Here is a 17,391-nt window from a genome sequence, read left to right on the forward strand (position 1 = left end):
GTTTCCTCCTATGCAATCCATGCGGTCTGGGCGGTCGGACACGAAACGCGCCGACCGCAAACACTTTCCGATATACCGCAAAACATGGGGGGAGTGGAGGAGCGTGGGCGCAAATGATGTCAAGAGCGAACAGGCTTGCATGGCGGCAATCGCGCACGATATGACGGCGTGGTTGCAGCTGTAGGGGGCTTCTGGCATAATGTCGTAGGCTCTATATGGCTTTCAACACAATAGCTTTCCAACGAGCGAACGAATAGGTGAGTATTTTGGCACAGACTACCAACGACATCAAGAACGGATCCATCCTCAATCTGGACGGCCAGCTGTGGCAGGTCATCAAGTTCCAGCACGTCAAGCCGGGCAAGGGCCCCGCCTTCGTACGCACGACAATCAAGAACGTACTGTCCGGCAAGATCGTGGACAAGACCTTCAATGCCGGCATGAAGATGGACTTCGAGACCGTCGACAACCGCACGCTGCAGTATTCCTATGACGATGGCGACAACTTCGTCTTCATGGACATGACGACCTACGACCAGATCATGATCCCGAAGAGCCTCGTGGGCGACAAGGCGAAGTACCTGCTCGAAGGCACCGATTGCATCGTCTCCTTCCACGACGGCACCCCGCTCTCCGTCGAACTGCCGGCATCCGTCGTGCTGACCGTGACCCACACCGAGCCCGGCCTGCAGGGCAACCGCTCCAACGCCGGCACCAAGCCCGCGACCGTGGAGACCGGCGCCGAGATCCAGGTGCCGCTGTTCATCGGCGAAGGCGAGAAGGTCAAGGTCAACACCGAAGACGGTTCCTACCTGGGCCGCGAGAACTGACGCGCAGATAAAGGACCCACTGTTCCATGGCACGTTCCACCGCTCGCAAACGGGCTCTGAACACACTGTATGAAGCTGACGAGAAGGGGCAGAGCATCCTGTCCCTTCTCGATGAGCGCATCGCCGAACCCGGCGCACAGACACCCCTCCCCGAATACGCCATCGAAATCGTGCGTGGGGTGGCGGACAACCGGCGAGACATCGACGGCCTGCTCAATGAGCATTCCACAGGTTGGAAAGTCAAACGCATGCACGTGGTCGACCGTAATATTCTACGTATTGCGGTATGGGAGATCGTCTACAACGACGATGTGCCCGACAAGGTGGCCATCGATGAGGCGCTGAATCTCGCCAAGCAATTGTGCGACGACGACGCACCCGCCTTCATCCATGGTTTGCTCAGCGCCATCTGCGCAAGCAAGCCGCATGGGGCACCTACCGATCAGACCAACTGAATTCAAGCGCGTTAGGCCGGGTCGCGAGTCTCAACCGGCCGCTATCCACGGTACAACTACCTTGATGAATTGGGGGTTTGGGTGAACCAGCTCGACTCGGCAACCGACAACTACACCGCACAGGATGCTGTGCTCGTCCTCGAAGATGGGCAGGTCTACATCGGTGAACCATACGGCGCCGTTGGGGCCACCCGTGGAGAGATTGTGTTCTCCACGGCCATGACCGGCTATCAGGAGACGCTTACCGATCCGAGCTACGACCGCCAGATCGTGGTGCAGACCTTCCCGCACATCGGCGACACCGGTGTGAACCCCAGCGACCCGGAGTCCTCGCGCATTTGGGTCGCTGGATATGTGGTGCGCGACCCCAGCGTCAATGTGAGCAACTGGCGCGCCACAGGCAGCCTCGATGACGCGCTCGTCAACAACGGCATCGTGGGCATCAGCCACATCGACACCCGCAAGCTTGTGCGCCATCTGCGCACGGCCGGCGTGATGCGCGCGGGCATCTTCTCGGGCGACGCCCTGCTCGACGGCCAAGGCGAGCCGCGCAGCATCGACGCGCTGCTCGACGACGTGCGCCAGACCCCTCAGATGAAGGGCATGAGCCTCTACGACGAGGTGAGCACCAAGGAACGCTACGTGGTCGAGCCCGCCGGCGCGTTCGAAGGCAAGGAACCGGTGGCCACGGTGGCCGCGGTTGATCTGGGCATCAAGGCGATGACCCCGCAGCGCCTCGCCGAGCGCGGCTGCCGCGTGGTCGTGCTGCCGTCGACGACCACGTTCGAGGAAATCGAGCAACTCAATCCCGACGGCGTCTTCTTCTCGAACGGCCCGGGAGATCCGGAACAGGCCGATGACATGGTCGCCATGCTGCGTGAGGTGCTTTCCGCCGGCTACCCGTTCTTCGGCATCTGCTTCGGCAACCAGCTGCTCGGCCGGGCCCTTGGCTTCGGCACCTACAAGCTCAAGTTCGGCCACCGTGGCATCAACCAGCCGGTCAAGGACGTGACGACCGGCAAGGTGGAGGTCACCGCCCACAACCACGGGTTCGCCGTGGACGCCCCGCTCGGCCAGACCGTGGACGCCCCCTATCAGGATGGCGCATTCGGCAAGGTGTTCGTAAGCCATGTCGACCTCAACGACGACGTTGTGGAAGGCCTGCAGTGCGTCGACATTCCCGCGTTCTCGGTGCAGTACCATCCCGAGGCCGCGGCCGGCCCGCACGATGCCGCATATCTGTTCGACCGCTTCGTCGCGATGATGAACGACGCCAATGCAAAGAATGCCAAGGAGGAATCCACGAATGCCCAAGCGTAACGACATCAAGTCGGTCATGGTCATCGGCTCGGGCCCGATCGTCATCGGTCAGGCCGCCGAGTTCGATTACTCGGGAACCCAGGCGTGCCGCGTGCTGCGCGAAGAAGGCATCCGTGTCATCCTCGTGAATTCCAACCCGGCCACAATCATGACCGACCCGGAGATGGCGGATGCCACCTACATCGAGCCGATCGCCACGCCGATCCTCGAACGCATCATCGCCAAGGAACGCCCAGACGCACTGCTGCCCACGCTCGGCGGCCAGACCGCGCTCAACGCTGCGGTGGCCCTCGGTGAGGCGGGCGTGCTGAAGAAGTACAACGTGGAGCTCATCGGCGCCTCGCTCGAAGCCATCGACCGCGGTGAGGACCGTGAGTCGTTCAAGGAGGTCGTCGAGGCGGCCGGCGCCGAATCCGCACGCTCTGACATCGCGCACACGCTCGAGGAGGTGGACGCAATCGCCGAACGCTTCGGCTTCCCGCTTGTGGTGCGCCCCAGCTTCACGATGGGCGGCCTCGGTTCGGGCATTGCGCACAACACCGAGGAACTGCACCGCATCGCCGGCGCCGGCATCCATTATTCCCCGACCGACGAGGTGCTGATTGAAGAGGGCATCGAGGGCTGGAAGGAATACGAGCTCGAGCTCATGCGCGACCGCAACGACAACGTGGTGGTCGTGTGCCCAATCGAAAACGTCGACCCGGTCGGCGTGCACACCGGTGACTCGATCACCGTGGCGCCGGTCTTCACACTGACCGACCGCGAATACCAGAAGCTGCGCGACATCGGCATCGCGATCATCCGCGGTGTGGGCGTCGACACCGGCGGCTGCAACATCCAGTTCGCGATGCACCCCGCCACGGGCCGCATCATCGTCATCGAGATGAACCCGCGCGTCTCGCGCTCGTCCGCGCTGGCGTCGAAGGCCACGGGCTTCCCGATTGCGAAGATCGCGACGAAGCTCGCGCTCGGCTATACGCTCGACGAGATCCAGAACGACATCACCAAGTCCACACCGGCGAGCTTCGAACCGACAATCGACTATGTGGTCACCAAGGTGCCGCGCTTCGCGTTCGAAAAGTTCCCGGGCGCCGACCCGACACTGACGACCTCGATGAAATCGGTGGGCGAGGCGATGGCCCTCGCCGGCAATTTCCAGGAATCACTCGGCAAGGCCATGCGTTCCATCGACAAACGTGACATGGGATTCTCATGGAGCGGTGAGAAGCCGGGCGAGCAGGAGGTCGCCGAGCTGCTCGAAGCGATGAAGGTGCCGACCGAGCACCGCTACCTGCAGATCATGCGCGCCATCTGGGGCGGCGCGACCGAAGAGCAGATCTTCGCCTCCACCAAGATCGACCCGTGGTTCGTCAAGCAGTTCATGCTCATCAACGACACCGCGATGCAGGTGCGCGACGCCGAAACGCTTTCGCCGCGCCTGCTCAAGAAGGCGAAGCTCGCCGGCCTGTCCGACCTGCAGATCGCGCGCCTGCGCGGACTGGGTGACGCCGGGGAGAACACCGTGCGCGAACTGCGCTGGAACTATGGGCTGCACCCGGTGTACAAGACCGTCGACACATGCGCCGCCGAGTTCGACGCGGTCACACCGTACTACTACTCGTGCTACGCCGACGAGAGCGAACTGCGCAAGCGCGACCGCGAGGCCGTGATCATCCTCGGCTCCGGCCCGAACCGCATCGGGCAGGGCATCGAGTTCGACTACACGTGCGTGCACGCCGTGCAGGAACTCGGCAAGGACTGCGACACAATCATGGTCAACTGCAACCCCGAGACCGTCTCGACCGACTACGACATGTCGGACCGTCTCTACTTCGAGCCGCTCACGTTCGAAGACGTGATCGAGATCTACGAAGCCGAAAAGAAGATGGGTCCGATCAAGGGTGTGATCGTGCAGCTCGGCGGCCAGACGCCGCTTTCGCTCGCCGCGCGACTCAAGGCCGCCGGCGTGCCGATCCTGGGCACGACGCCCGAATCGATCGACCTGGCGGAAAACCGTGAACTGTTCGGTGAGGTGCTGCGCGCGGAGAAGCTCAACGCACCGCGTTTCGGTACCGCGCTCAGCCTCGAGGAGGCGCTCGACGCCGCGCACTCCATCGGTTACCCGGTGCTCGTACGCCCGAGCTACGTGCTCGGCGGCCGCGGCATGGAGATCGTCTACGACGACGCGCAGCTCGAAAAGTACGTGAACCGCGCACTCAACGAAGCCAAGGCCGACACCGTGGTGTCTGGGCGCCTGCCTTCGCCGCTGCTCATCGACAAGTTCCTGCAGGACGCCATCGAAATCGACGTCGACGCGCTGTTCGACGGCGACGAGCTGTACATCGGCGGCATCATGGAACACATCGAAGAGGCCGGCGTGCATTCCGGTGACGCCGCGTGCACGCTGCCGCCGAGCACCTTGAGCGACGACCAGATTCGCCGCCTGCGCGAAGCCACCTACGCGATCGCCAAGGGCTGCGGCGTATGCGGCCTGATCAACGTGCAGTACGCGTTCATGGCCAACACGCTGTACGTGATCGAGGCGAACCCGCGCGCGTCGCGCACGGTGCCGTTCGCATCCAAGGCCACCGGTGTGGCCCTCGCGAAGGCCGCCGCGCGCATCATGGCGGGGGAGACAATCGCGCAGCAGCGCGCCAACGGCCTGCTGCTGCCGCACGGCGACGGTGGCGATGTGCGCTTGGGCCAGCAGGTGGCCATCAAGGAATCCGTGCTGCCGTTCAAGCGCTTCCGCACGCCCGTGGGCAAGACCGTCGACATCCTGCTCGGTCCCGAAATGCGCTCGACAGGCGAGGTCATGGGCTTCGACCGCGACTTCCCGCACGCCTTCGCGAAGAGCCAGCTCTCCGCATACGAAGGCGGCTTGCCCACAAGCGGCAATGTGTTCATCTCGGTGAACGACACCGACAAGCGCCAGCTGCCACTGTTCGCGGTGCGCCTTGTGGAACTCGGCTTCCAGATCTGGGCCACGGAAGGCACGGCCTCGGTGTTGCGCCGCTATGGCATCGAATCGAAGATTGTCGACAAGATCACGGCCCGCGTGGACTCCGACCCGGACGCCCCCGTGCAGATCGACAAGGCCGAAGGCAGCGTGGGCAAGAACGTGGTGGAGCTCATCGAGGAAGGCACGATCGACCTGATCCTCAACACGCCGAACTCGCGCGGCTCGCGCTCCGACGGATACTCGATCCGTGCCGCGGCCATTGCCGCCGATGTGCCCCAGTTCACCACGATGACCGAATTCTCTGCGGTACTATTGGCTATCGAAGCAGTCAAAGCCAATGACTACCAGGTCATGAGCATTCAGGAACATGCCCGTGAACTGTTCGCATTGGAGAGCAAGCAGGCATAGCAAGGCGGTGAAGCGATGAGTTCCGGTCTCACTCCAGAAGAGCAATTTGCGTTGCGGTCCGATTTCGGTCTGCGATTGAGCAATTCGATGAAGCAGAACGGCCCACTGTGCGTGGGCATCGATCCGCATCGCAAGGTGCTCTCCGAGTGGGGTTATCAGGTGAACGCGGAAGGCGCGGAACTGTATGCCATGCGCATGCTGCAGGCGGCCAGCGGCCGCGCCGCCGCCGTCAAATTCCAGTCGTCGATGTTCGAACGGTACGGCGCCAAAGGCTACGCCGCCTTGGAGCGTGTGCTCTATGCCGCACGGCAGATGGACATCATCACGATTGTCGACTGCTTGCACGGCGGTCTGTCCACCACGATCTCCGCAATCGCTGACGCCTATTTCAAGCAGGGCGCACCGATGCTTGCGGATGCGATTACCCTGCTGCCGTATTATGGCGCTCGCTCGCTCGGCGGCGTGATCAATGACGCGCTCGACCATGGACGTGGCGTGTTCATCGCGTCGCTCACCTCGAACCCGGAAGGCGCGAGCCTGCAGACGGCGATTCGCCAGACCGGCGAATACAAAGGCAAGACCGTGGCCTACGGCATCGCCAACACCGCACAGAAATACAATGAGGACGTCAAGGGCCTCGGCTCCGTCGGCCTGATCATCGGTGCCACCATCGGCCAGTGGTTGCAGGAAAGCGGCGTGGCGCCCGCCAGCTTCACCGGTCCGATCCTGTCGCCGGGCTACGGCTGGCAAGGCGCCGAAGCGGACGACCTGCGCACGGTGTTCCGCGGCACACACGGCAACGTTCTCGTGACCGTGTCGCGCGCGATTTCGGAACATGGTCCGCGAATCCAGGATCTCATCCAAGCCACCGAAAGCATTTCACTCGACATTCGGCGCGCATTGATGGCAACGCTCGAAGGAGACGAATCGTGACGAATCAGCAGGAACGCACAGGGGGCCGTCTCATGGTGCTGACCGGCCCCACCGCAGTCGGCAAAGGCACTGTGGAGGCGGCGCTGCGCAAGCAGCATCCCGAGGTGTGGGTCTCGGTCTCCGCGACAACGCGCGCGCCTCGGCCCGGCGAAGTGGACGGTGTGACCTACTGGTTCATGGGCGAAGACGAGTTCGAAACCAAGGAGCGCGCCGGTGAGTTCCTTGAAACGGCGCTTGTGCACGGCATGGCGCACTATGGCACGCCGCTTGCCCCGGTAGAGGAGCATCTGGCGGCGAATGTGCCCACCGTGCTCGAAATCGACCTGCAGGGCGCGCGCCGTGTCAAGGAACGTGCGCGCGAACTCGGCCTCGACGTGGTCTATGTGTTCCTGGCCCCGCCAAGCTTCGACGAACTGAAGAAGCGGCTCGTCGGGCGTGGCACCGAGACGCCGGAACAGCAGGTGAAGCGCTTGGAGACTGCGAAGGTGGAACTCGCCGCCGAGCCCGAGTTCGATGTGACGATTGTGAACAACACCGTCGAACAGGCCGCCGACGACCTATGGAACGTCATCGCAGCGGAATACGGTCTCGATTGATTGCCGCATAGGCCGTCTGGCCATATATACCAGTGTGGGGTTGGCCCGGAAACCATTCCGGGCCAACCCCACGGCTTTATCTGCACAGAGTACGCGATTAGGCGAGGCCGGAGAGCTTGTTGATGAGCTCCGGGTCACGCGTGGCGCCCTTGTCCGCCGAGCGGGCGAACGCGGCGAAGGCCTTGAGCGCCTGGCTCACCTGACGGTCGCGGTGCGCCACATAGCCGTCACCGGCCTCGAGCTTGGCGCGGCGCTCGGCGAGTTCCTCGTCGCTCAGCTCCACGTTGATCGTGCGGTTCGGAATGTCGATCACAATCATGTCGCCGTTTTCGACGAGGGCGATCGGACCGCCGCTCGCCGCCTCCGGCGCCACATGGCCGATTGACAGGCCGGAGGAACCGCCGGAATAGCGGCCGTCGGTGATGAGCGCGACCTCTTTGCCGATGCCCTTGCCCTTGACGAACGAGGTGGGGTAGAGCATCTCCTGCATGCCCGGGCCGCCCTTGGGGCCCTCATAGCGGATGATCAGCGCTTGGCCCGGCTTGAGCGTGTCGTTGAGGATCACTTCGATCGCCTGTTCCTGCGATTCGACGACGAGCGCCGGTCCGCGGAACGTCCAGATCTCCTTCGGCACGCCGGCGGTCTTCACCACGCAGCCGTCCGGCGCGAGGTTGCCGCGCAGCACGGCGAGGCCGCCTTCGGTCACCGCCGGGTGGTCGATGTCGTGGATCGCGCCGTTGACGCGGTCGGTGTCGAGCGACTCGAACGTCGTTTCATGCGTCCACGGTTCGGGCGAGACGATGTGGCCGGGCGCTGCCTTGAAGAAGTCGCGCGCCTCCTCGGTGCATGTGTCGCGCATGATGTCCCAGTCCGCGAGCTTGGCTTCAAGCGAGGGGTAATCCACCGAATGCACGTCGCGGTGCAGCTTGCCCGCGCGGTCGAGCTCGCCGAGGATGCCGGTGATGCCGCCGGCGCGGTGCACGTCGGAGATCTCCCATTCACCGGAGGGGGAGGCCTTGCAGATGCACGGCACGGTGTGGCTGATGCGCTCGATGTCGTCGAGCGTGAAGTCGACGTCGGCGCTCTGCGCCATCGCGAGGATGTGCAGCACCGTGTTGGTGGAGCCGCCCATCGCCACGTCCATCGTCATCGCGTTCTCGAACGCGTGCTTGGTGGCGATCGAACGCGGCAGCACCGACTCGTCGTCGTGCTGGTAGTAGCGGTTCGCGATGTCGACCACGGTCTGCGCGGCACGCTCGAACAGCTGCTTGCGGTAGCCGTGCGAGGCGAGCACGGTGCCGTTGCCGGGCAGCGCGAGGCCGATCGCCTCGTTGAGGCAGTTCATCGAATTGGCGGTGAACATGCCGGCGCACGAGCCGCACGTGGGGCACACGGTGCGTTCGTAGGCGAGCAGGTCCTCGTCGGTCATATTGTCGTCGGCCGAGGCGTACATCACATCGATCAGGTCGGTGTTCTCCTTGACGGTGCCGTCGGGCAGCACCGTTGTGCCGGCCTCCATCGGACCGCCGGAGACGAACACGGTGGGGATGTTGAGGCGCAGCGCGGCCATGAGCATGCCCGGCGTGATCTTGTCGCAGTTCGAGATGCAGATGAGCGCGTCGGCGCAGTGCGCGTTGACCTGGTATTCCACGGTGTCGGCGATGATCTCGCGGCTCGGCAGCGAATAGAGCATGCCGGTGTGGCCCATGGCGATGCCGTCGTCGACGGCCATCGTGTTGAATTCGCGCGGGATGCCGCCGGCTTGCTTGACCGCTTCGGAGACGAGGCGTCCCACCTTGTTCAGATGCACGTGCCCAGGCACGAATTCGTCGAACGAGTTGGCGATGGCGACGATCGGCTTGCCGAAGTCCTTGCCGTCCACGCCGGCCGCACGGTAGAGCGCACGCGCGCCGGCGAAGATTCTTCCATTCATGATTTTTGCAGATCGCATTTCCATAAGACACCATTCAACCGGAATACCGACGAAAAGTCAGTACCGTGGGCCACATGGTGGGCAATATTTGACAAATCTTGACAATTGCATGCGTGGTGTCTGTTGCCGTGGCGCAAATCAATGGCTTACGGTAGACTGAACTCTTTGAGACAAGCATTTGCGAGTGATTTGGAGATCTCTACTATGGTATTCGGCACCGAGCCTACACCAACCGGACTTGCAGATCCGCCGATTGACGATCTTATGGAGCACGCTGATTCGAAGTACGCGCTGGCGATTTTCGCAGCGAAGCGCGCACGTCAGATCAACTCCTACTTCACGCAGCTCAACGAGGGCCTGCTGCAGAACGTGGGCCCGCTCGTGGAGTACGAGAGCCAGGAAAAGCCGCTGTCCATCGCGTTCCGTGAAATCAACGAGGGCCTGCTCGAAGAGACCCTTGGCGAAGACGACCTGAGCGAAGGCAACTGACCGGCGCATCCGTTGGCGATGCCCCGGCACGCGAGGCGCCTGCCTGCGTGTGCCGGGGCATCGCCGCACTTATGCGCACTTGGGAGCGCAGGCCCCGGTCATTTATGCGCCTGCGCACAACGCACACACGTGACTGATTGAGTACCAAGGGGAGAAACACATGGCAGAGCTCAAATTGATTTCCGCGGAATCGGTGACCGAAGGCCACCCGGACAAGATCTGCGACCAGATTTCCGACGCGATTCTCGACGACATGCTGCGACAGGACCCGCATTCGCATGTGGCGGTGGAGACTTCAGCCACAACAGGCCAGTTTTTTGTGTTCGGTGAAGTGACGAGCGAAGGCTACAGCGACATCCAGCACATTGTGCGCTCTGTGGCGCGTGACATTGGCTACACGAGCTCCGAAGTGGGGTTGGATGCTAATTCGTGCGGCGTGCTCGTGGCGATCACCGAGCAGAGCCCGGAAATCAACCAAGGTGTGTCGCGTCTGTCGCGCGACGAGGAGACCGCGGCCTCACGCGAGGAACGCTATGAGTCGCAGGGCGCCGGCGACCAAGGCGTGATGTTCGGCTATGCAAGTGACGAGACCGATGTGCTCATGCCGCTGCCGATCCACTTGGCGCACAAACTCGCCCGGCGTCTGACCGAGGTGCGCAAGAACGGCGAGGTGCCGTCGTTGCGCCCCGACGGCAAGACGCAGGTGACAATCGAATACAACGAGCATGATGTGCCCCAGCGTGTGGACACCGTGCTCGTGTCGACCCAGCACGACCCAGCCGTGCGCCAGGACTGGCTGCGTGAGCAGCTCAACGACCATGTGATCACGCCGGTGCTCGACGAGGTGTTGGGCGACCGTGTGCGCCACGACGACTACCGTGTGCTCGTGAACCCGACAGGATCGTTCATCATGGGCGGGCCGGCCGCCGACGCCGGCCTGACCGGCCGCAAGATCATCGTCGACACCTACGGCGGCGCCGCACACCATGGTGGCGGCGCGTTCTCCGGCAAGGACCCAAGTAAGGTGGACCGTTCGGCCGCCTACGCCGCGCGTTGGGTGGCCAAGAACATCGTGGCCGCCGGGCTTGCACACAAAGTTGAAGTGCAGGTTGCGTACGCAATCGGCGTAGCCGAACCGGTGAGCATTAATGTGGAGACGTATGGCACCGAGATGGATGGTGTGACGCGAGACCAGATCCAGCGTGCGGTGCGCCGAGTGTTCGACCTGCGTCCTGCGGCGATTGTGGACGAGCTCGACCTGCTGCGCCCGATCTATGCCAAGACGGCTGCCTACGGCCATTTCGGCCGCGAGGAAGATGGCTTCACTTGGGAGCGCACCAACAAAGTCGCACAGCTCAAGGCCGCGATTGCCGAAGATGAGGCCTGAGCTTGACCGGCCGGCCACACATGGCCGGCCGGACCGCAATGGAAAGAGGCAGGTATGGCGGCAATGAGTGTGGGACAGATGGTGGAACTGTTTGTGAAGCCGGGAGCCCCGATATATGTCAAGGCCTTCGATGGCTCCACCTATGGCAGTGAAGATGCCCCGGTGACCCTGGTCATCAGGAATTCACGGGCGATCTACTATCTGGTCAACGCCCCGGGCGAACTCGGCCTGACCCGCGCCTACCTGCAGGGAGACATCGATTCGCCGCAACTCGACCCAGGCAACCCGTACGCGTTGTTCGGCAAGCTCGTGGACGTCAAGCCGTACCTGCGCACGCCGAACCCGGCGCAATTGGCGAAGGCGCTCGCGTCGGTCGCCTCGCATGGCATCCGCCGGCCCGAACCGCCGGCGATCGAAGGACCGGGGCGCATGCGCCGCATGAGTGAGGGCCTGCTGCCGCATACGCGCAAAGGCGATGCGGCCACGGTCAGCTACTACTACGACCAGTCCAACGATTTCTACGTGCTGTTCCTCGGCCCCTCCATGACCTACACATGCGCCGTGTTCGATTCGCCCGACACATCGCTCGAAGCGGCGCAGAAGGCGAAGCTCGACCTGGTGCTGGACAAGCTTGCGCTCAAACCGGGCGACCGGCTGCTCGACATCGGGTGCGGTTGGGGATCGATGGTAATCGAGGCGGCGAAACGTGGCATCCATACGCTCGGCGTCACACTGTCCGAAGAGCAGGTGGAATGGGGCCAGCGCTGGATTTGCCAAGAAGGCCTGCAGGACCTCGCCGAAGTGCGCCTCATGGATTACCGAGATGTGCCGGAAGGCGATTTCGACGGCATCTGCTCGCTTGGCATGATGGAGCATGTGGGCTACAAGCATTACCCGGCGTATTTCCAGGAGATCTACAACAAGCTCAAGCCCGGCGCCATGCTGCTCAACCACCAGATTACGCGGTGCAATTCGCATCAGGGCAAGAAGGCGGGCGAGTTCATCGACCGTTACATCTTCCCCGATGGCGAGCTGTCGAGCCCGGCCGAAATCGAGATGACGATCCAGGACACCGGTTTCGAGGTCATCAACCAGGAGAACCTGCGGCAGCATTACGCGCTCACACTGCACCGCTGGAACGAGAACCTTTCGGCCCACTGGCGTGAGGCCGTGGCGATGGTCGGCGAACCGAAGGCGCGCCTGTGGGGCCTGTACATGGCGGGCTGCGCGTACAACTTCGAGCACAACAACATCCAGATCCACCAGTTCCTGTGTGCCAAGCCGGACAGGACCGGGACCGACGTGTATCCGCTGCGCCCGTGGTGGCCGCGGCACTGAGCGTGTACCCTCGTACAGCATGACGACCGATGCACAACAACCCGCGTTCGAAGGGCTCGAACCCCGCCACCGCCGGCGCCGTCAGACGGAACGCACGGCTGCGGCGCATCTGCCTGTCGCCCATGTGGTGCTTGACATCCAGGCGGCGCATCTGGGCCAGCCCTTCGACTACCTGATTGACGAGAAGCAGTCCACGTCCGCGCAGCCCGGCTGCCTGGTGCGTGTACGCTTCGGCGGACAACGTGTGTCGGGCATCATCTGGTCGCGCGGCGAGACGAGTGAAACCGAACCATCCGCGTTGCGGTTCATCGAACGCGTGCTTTCACCGCACCCCATCGTGTCCGCATCCATGCGCGACGACATCACGGCGATCGCGTACGCCTACGGCGGCACGCGCGCGAACATCGTGCGCGTGGCGGTGCCCACGCGCGTCGCAGCCGTGGACCGTGAATCGTTCGCACCGGCGGACGGCGCCGAGCTGCGCGAACGCTGTGCGCAGTCCGCCGCCCACGCCTACAAGGCGTTCGCGCGCGGATACGAGCAGGCGCGTCTTGTCGACGAGGCGCTCGCCGCGGACGGATTCGCCTCGTTCGTCATCGACGGGCTGCCGGGGGAGGGCCGGTGGCGCGAGGACTTCGCATGGATGGCGTTGCGCGCGCTCACCTCAGGCAAATCCGCGGTGCTCGTGGTGCCGACGATGCGTGAGGTGTGGGCGCTCATGCACACGTTGGACGCCGTGGGGCTGCGCGCGTGGGCGCCCGACGAATCCGGCGGCTTCAGCGGCGACGTGGCTGTGTTGAGCGCATCGCTTAGCCCGGCGGAACGCTACCGCGCGTACCGGGCCGTGCTGGCGGGCCAGGTGCGGTGCGTGGTCGGCCTGCGTGCGGCGATGTATGCGCCGGTCGAGGGGCCTGCGCTGTTTGCGGTGCTTGACGACGCCGCGTACCAGTACGCCGACGGGTTGGCGCCGTATGCGAACGCGCGCGGCGTGTGCCGTCTGCGTGCGCAATTGCATGACGGTGTGTTCGTGGCCTACGCGCAGGCGCGCAGTGTGCTCAGCCAATGGGAGTGCGAGCGCGCGGAGTCGGTGGGGTTGCGCGTGTGCGGCCCGAGCGCCGCGGTCCACGGCTACCGTGATGCGCTTGCGGCGAGTAGGCCGCCGGTGCGTTGGCTCAATCGCGACGAATTGATGCGTCTTGCGGACGCGAGCGTCGGTGCGCGCGTGCCGCACACCGCGGTGCGCGTGTTGTCGAAAGCGCTTGAGCAGGGGCCGGTGCTGCTGGCGATTCCGGGCGACGGGGTGAGCGAGTCGTTGAGTTGTGCGCAGTGTTTGACGCTCGCGCGGTGCGTGCGTTGCACGGGTCCGCTTGAGCGTGTGGGGGCGAACCAGACGCCGCGGTGCCGCTGGTGCGGGGCCGCGGCGGTGCATTGGCGCTGCGTGCGGTGCGGTGGGGAGCGGCTGCGCGTGATCCGCGTGGGGGCAGCCGGCACCGCGCGCGAGTTGCGCGGATTGTTCCGTGAGATGCCGATGGTGCTGTCGAGCCCGCACCAGCCCGAAGGTGTGATTGAGCAGGTCGCGGACGCGCCGGTCATCGTGATCGCGACGCCCGGCGCTGAGCCGCGCGTGCGCCCGGGTGGCGCGTCCGGGGGACGTTACCGGGCCGTGGCGATCCTGGACGCGTGGACAAGTCTGTACTCGCAGCGCATGGATGCGCGCGTCGATGTGCTGCGCACGTGGATGCGCACGATGTCGTATTGCAGTGCGCGCGTGGACGGCGGGGTCGGCCTGCTGCTTGGTGAGACCGATCCGCTTATTGCACAGGCGCTGATGACGTGGGATTCGCGGGCGCTGTCCAGTCGGGAATTGCATGAGCGTGAGGAGACCGCGTTGCCGCCGGCGTTGAGCGCGGCATGCGTATGGGGGCGCAACGACGCCGTGACGTGGATGTTGCATGAGATCGGTGTGCGCGGCGGTGATTGGGCGACGATGCAGTGGCAGGGGCAGCAGATCGACAGTGTGCTCGGTCCGGTGCCTATTCCGCAGGCGCGCACGGTGGATGCGCGCGAGATCGAGGAGATGGGCGACCGTGTGAAGGCCGTGGTGCGTGTGCCGCACTCCCGGCGTGCCGAATTAGCGAAGCGGGTGCGCGTGGCGCTTGCCCGACATGTCGCATCGCGGGCCGGCGGTGAATTGCGCTGTCGGTTGGATCCCAAGGATTTGCTGTGACATGAACGGGCTGGCACGGCAGGGCAGTGGACTACGATGGTAGACCGTCGGCCGTGGCAACGGCCAGGAAACCGAACGAGGAGGAACTGGTATGGTACGAGTGCTGTTTGCGGGAACGCCTGAGGCGGCAGTGCCTTCGTTGCGCAAGCTGGCGCATGACACGGAGCATTTCGAAGTGGTGGCGGTGTTGACCCGCCCTGATGCCCCCACGGGGCGTGGACGCAAGCTCATGCCGAGCCCGGTCAAGCAGGCCGCGTTGGAACTGGGACTGCCGGTCATGGAATGCGATCCGGGCGAAGAGGCGTTCCTCGCGGCGCTCAAGGCCACTGGTGCCGAAGCCGGCGCGGTCGTGGCATATGGACGTCTGCTCAAGGAACCGGTGCTCGACGCATTGCCGTTGGGGTGGTATAACCTGCATTTTTCGCTGCTGCCGCAATGGCGTGGCGCGGCGCCGGTGCAGCGCGCGATCTGGGCCGGGGAATCGTTGACGGGCGCTTCGGTCTTCCGCATCACCAAGGGCATGGACGAAGGCCCGGTGCTCGCGCAGTCCACCGTGGAGATCGGTGCGCACGAGAACGCCGGCGAACTGCTCGAGCGTCTGGCGCAAGATGGCGCGAACCTGCTGGCGGCCTCGCTGCAAGGCATGGCCGAAGGCCAGATCCAGCCGGTCGCTCAGCCGCAGGGCGCCTACGAAGTGGCGGCGAAGATCACGCACGACGATGCGCGCATGCATTTCAATGTGCCGGCCTTCGCGCTCGACCGCCAGATCCGCGCATGCACGCCGAACCCCGGCGCATGGTGCCAGCTGCACGAGGCGGCCGACGCGCTGGAACCGATCCAACTGCACGTGTCGAAGGCTGTTGTGGCAGGCGCCGACGACGAGTCGGCGCCGCATGGGCTCAAGCCCGGCGAACTCAAGGTGACCAAGCACCATGTGTGGGTCGGCACCGCCACCGACGCGCTCGAGCTGCTTGTGGTCAAGGCGCAGGGCAAGAAGCAGATGGGCGCCGCCGAATGGGCGCGTGGCGCGCATCTGACCGAGGGCGCGTTCTGCGACTGAGGCGGGCCTTTCCGCGTTCGGTCAGCGCGCGAGGAAATCAAGCACGCGCGTCAGGTCGCGAGTGTCGATTGTGTGCGGTGCGGCCGCCTGCACCTTCGGCTTGGCACAGAACGCGATGCCGAGGCCGGCGGCGGCGATCATCGGCAGATCATTGGCACCGTCACCCACCGCAACGGTCTGTCGCATGTCAATCGCGTTGCGCTGCGCCCAATCGTGCAGCGCCTGCAGTTTGACGTCTTTCGTGACGATTGGTCCGGTGACGGTGCCGTCGAGCGTGCCGGTCGCGTCATCCAGGCCGAGCCGGTTGGCGATCCAATAATCCAGGCCAGCCTCGCGGGCGAGCCGGTCCACGATTTCGTGAAAGCCGCCCGAGACGACGCCCACCTTCCAACCGTGCGCATGCAGGCGTTCGATGAGCGTCAGCGCGCCATTGGTGAAATGCAGGCGTGCATACACGTCATTGAGCCTCGAAGCGGGAAGTCCTTTCAGGAGGGCCACGCGCGCATGGAGCGCCTCGGCGAAATCGAGTTCGCCGTTCATTGCGCGTGCAGTCACGTCGGCGATGCGCTCACCAACGCCGGCCGCGTCGCCGAGCTCGTCGATGACTTCCTCATCGATGAGCGTGGAATCCACATCCATCACGAGCAGTCCGGGTGTGCAAAGTGTGGGCATATCGTCAAGGACTTGCAAAGGTTGTACGCTCATGCGTTCGATTGTCGAAAAACGTTGGGACAATCGAACCATGAACTTTTCCATTATCCTTGCACAGACACCCGTTGACCAACAGCTCGTGTGCGCGACTGGTTCGGACGGCCTGATCGGCTCGATGACCGCATGGCTCGTCTCACTGATGGAAAGCGTCGGCGGCGTGGGGGTGGCGCTCGCCATCGCCCTCGAATCGATATTCCCGCCGATCCCCAGCGAAATCATCCTGCCACTGGCCGGGTTCACGGCGGCGCGTGGAAGCATGGGACTCATCGCCGCGATCATCTGGGCCACGATGGGCTCGCTGCTCGGCGCATGGACCCTTTACGGCATCGCGCGCTGGTTCGGCCTGCACCGCATCCATGCGGCGGCCGACCGCATCCCCGGGGTGCAGCGCGTCGACGTGGACAAGGCGAATCGCTGGTTCACCAAATACGGTACATGGTCGGTGCTGCTGGGGCGTGTGATCCCGGTGGTCCGTTCGCTCATCTCGATTCCTGCGGGATTCAACCGCATGAACTTCATGCAGTTCTCGCTGTGGACCTTTGTGGGTTCGGCAATCTGGAACACGATCCTCGTGACCGCCGGCTACATGCTCGGCGACCAATGGTGCTCGATCCTTGGTGTGCTCAATGTCTTCGAAGACGTGATCATCGTGGTCTTCGTGGCGGTGCTCGCGTTCTTCGGCGTGCGTTGGATTCGCAATCTGATACGCGAGCGGCGCATCCGAGGCGACCGTGCGTAGTAT

Annotated in this window: 14 protein-coding genes; 12 read left to right on the plus strand and 2 right to left on the minus strand. The window is 64.0% G+C overall.

What is annotated here, in order from left to right:
- Window positions 1–266: 266 nt before the first annotated feature.
- From efp to gmk, 6 genes are all read left to right on the plus strand, one after another.
- Window positions 267–830 (plus strand): elongation factor P, encoded by a 564-nt coding sequence (gene efp, locus BPSG_RS02865; protein WP_022857767.1) that lies wholly within the window; start codon window positions 267–269, stop codon window positions 828–830.
- 26 nt (window positions 831–856) lie between these two features.
- Complete coding sequence (gene nusB, locus BPSG_RS02870) at window positions 857–1,285, plus strand: transcription antitermination factor NusB (protein ID WP_022857766.1); 429 nt, start codon at window positions 857–859, stop codon at window positions 1,283–1,285.
- 81 nt (window positions 1,286–1,366) lie between these two features.
- Entirely contained in the window at window positions 1,367–2,605 is a 1,239-nt protein-coding gene (gene carA / locus BPSG_RS02875) for a glutamine-hydrolyzing carbamoyl-phosphate synthase small subunit (RefSeq protein ID WP_026643380.1), read from the plus strand.
- The gene (gene carB, locus BPSG_RS02880) at window positions 2,592–5,975 is read left to right on the plus strand and encodes a carbamoyl-phosphate synthase large subunit (protein ID WP_026643379.1); all 3,384 of its coding nucleotides are present in this window, start codon (window positions 2,592–2,594) and stop codon (window positions 5,973–5,975) included. Before carA ends, carB begins: the two co-directional genes overlap by 14 nt.
- A 15-nt stretch (window positions 5,976–5,990) precedes the next feature.
- On the plus strand, window positions 5,991–6,908 hold the full coding sequence (pyrF, locus tag BPSG_RS02885) for an orotidine-5'-phosphate decarboxylase (RefSeq protein WP_026643378.1): 918 nt from the start codon (window positions 5,991–5,993) through the stop codon (window positions 6,906–6,908).
- A 32-nt stretch (window positions 6,909–6,940) separates the two neighbouring features.
- Window positions 6,941–7,504, plus strand: coding sequence for a guanylate kinase (gene gmk / locus BPSG_RS02890; RefSeq protein WP_051591982.1), 564 nt, complete (start codon window positions 6,941–6,943; stop codon window positions 7,502–7,504).
- A gap of 97 nt (window positions 7,505–7,601) precedes the next feature.
- Here the strand turns inward: gmk and ilvD are convergent, their stop codons facing one another.
- On the minus strand, window positions 7,602–9,461 hold the full coding sequence (gene ilvD, locus BPSG_RS02895; RefSeq protein WP_026643376.1) for a dihydroxy-acid dehydratase: 1,860 nt from the start codon (window positions 9,459–9,461) through the stop codon (window positions 7,602–7,604).
- Between the two features lie 180 nt (window positions 9,462–9,641).
- On the opposite strand from ilvD, the gene rpoZ reads away from it, so the two are divergent.
- The 5 genes from rpoZ to fmt all read left to right on the plus strand — a co-directional run bounded on the left by rpoZ (window position 9,642) and on the right by fmt (window position 15,938).
- Complete coding sequence (rpoZ, locus tag BPSG_RS02900) at window positions 9,642–9,926, plus strand: DNA-directed RNA polymerase subunit omega (RefSeq protein ID WP_026643375.1); 285 nt, start codon at window positions 9,642–9,644, stop codon at window positions 9,924–9,926.
- Window positions 9,927–10,086: 160 nt separating this feature from the next.
- Window positions 10,087–11,313: a methionine adenosyltransferase gene (gene metK / locus BPSG_RS02905; protein ID WP_026643374.1), complete on the plus strand. Its 1,227-nt coding sequence runs from the start codon at window positions 10,087–10,089 to the stop codon at window positions 11,311–11,313.
- Between the two features lie 54 nt (window positions 11,314–11,367).
- Window positions 11,368–12,651, plus strand: coding sequence for a class I SAM-dependent methyltransferase (locus BPSG_RS02910; RefSeq protein ID WP_026643373.1), 1,284 nt, complete (start codon window positions 11,368–11,370; stop codon window positions 12,649–12,651).
- Window positions 12,652–12,670: 19 nt separating this feature from the next.
- The gene (locus BPSG_RS02915; RefSeq protein ID WP_026643372.1) at window positions 12,671–14,878 is read left to right on the plus strand and encodes a primosomal protein N'; all 2,208 of its coding nucleotides are present in this window, start codon (window positions 12,671–12,673) and stop codon (window positions 14,876–14,878) included.
- A gap of 91 nt (window positions 14,879–14,969) precedes the next feature.
- Window positions 14,970–15,938: a methionyl-tRNA formyltransferase gene (fmt, locus tag BPSG_RS02920; protein ID WP_026643371.1), complete on the plus strand. Its 969-nt coding sequence runs from the start codon at window positions 14,970–14,972 to the stop codon at window positions 15,936–15,938.
- A gap of 21 nt (window positions 15,939–15,959) precedes the next feature.
- Here the strand turns inward: fmt and serB are convergent, their stop codons facing one another.
- Window positions 15,960–16,643 carry a phosphoserine phosphatase SerB gene (serB, locus tag BPSG_RS02925; protein ID WP_026643370.1) on the minus strand — a complete coding sequence of 228 codons (684 nt, stop codon included), beginning with the start codon at window positions 16,641–16,643 and terminating at the stop codon, window positions 15,960–15,962.
- Between the two features lie 37 nt (window positions 16,644–16,680).
- Between serB and BPSG_RS02930 the strand changes: the two genes are divergently transcribed.
- Window positions 16,681–17,388: a DedA family protein gene (locus BPSG_RS02930; RefSeq protein ID WP_026643369.1), complete on the plus strand. Its 708-nt coding sequence runs from the start codon at window positions 16,681–16,683 to the stop codon at window positions 17,386–17,388.
- Window positions 17,389–17,391: the final 3 nt, after the last annotated feature.

The organism is Bifidobacterium pseudolongum subsp. globosum (genome assembly GCF_000741295.1).
Taxonomy (GTDB): Bacteria; Actinomycetota; Actinomycetes; order Actinomycetales; family Bifidobacteriaceae; genus Bifidobacterium; species Bifidobacterium globosum.

Bases quoted from the DNA above. Each gene is read 5' to 3' on its own strand.
- nusB (WP_022857766.1), top strand. From the start codon at position 857: ATGGCACGTTCCACCGCTCGCAAACGGGCTCTGAACACACTGTATGAA.
- carB (WP_026643379.1), top strand. From the start codon at position 2,592: ATGCCCAAGCGTAACGACATCAAGTCGGTCATGGTCATCGGCTCGGGC.
- pyrF (WP_026643378.1), top strand. From the start codon at position 5,991: ATGAGTTCCGGTCTCACTCCAGAAGAGCAATTTGCGTTGCGGTCCGAT.
- gmk (WP_051591982.1), top strand. From the start codon at position 6,941: ATGGTGCTGACCGGCCCCACCGCAGTCGGCAAAGGCACTGTGGAGGCG.
- ilvD (WP_026643376.1), bottom strand. From the start codon at position 9,461: ATGGAAATGCGATCTGCAAAAATCATGAATGGAAGAATCTTCGCCGGC.
- rpoZ (WP_026643375.1), top strand. From the start codon at position 9,642: ATGGTATTCGGCACCGAGCCTACACCAACCGGACTTGCAGATCCGCCG.
- metK (WP_026643374.1), top strand. From the start codon at position 10,087: ATGGCAGAGCTCAAATTGATTTCCGCGGAATCGGTGACCGAAGGCCAC.
- BPSG_RS02910 (WP_026643373.1), top strand. From the start codon at position 11,368: ATGGCGGCAATGAGTGTGGGACAGATGGTGGAACTGTTTGTGAAGCCG.
- BPSG_RS02915 (WP_026643372.1), top strand. From the start codon at position 12,671: ATGACGACCGATGCACAACAACCCGCGTTCGAAGGGCTCGAACCCCGC.
- fmt (WP_026643371.1), top strand. From the start codon at position 14,970: ATGGTACGAGTGCTGTTTGCGGGAACGCCTGAGGCGGCAGTGCCTTCG.
- serB (WP_026643370.1), bottom strand. From the start codon at position 16,643: ATGAGCGTACAACCTTTGCAAGTCCTTGACGATATGCCCACACTTTGC.
- BPSG_RS02930 (WP_026643369.1), top strand. From the start codon at position 16,681: ATGAACTTTTCCATTATCCTTGCACAGACACCCGTTGACCAACAGCTC.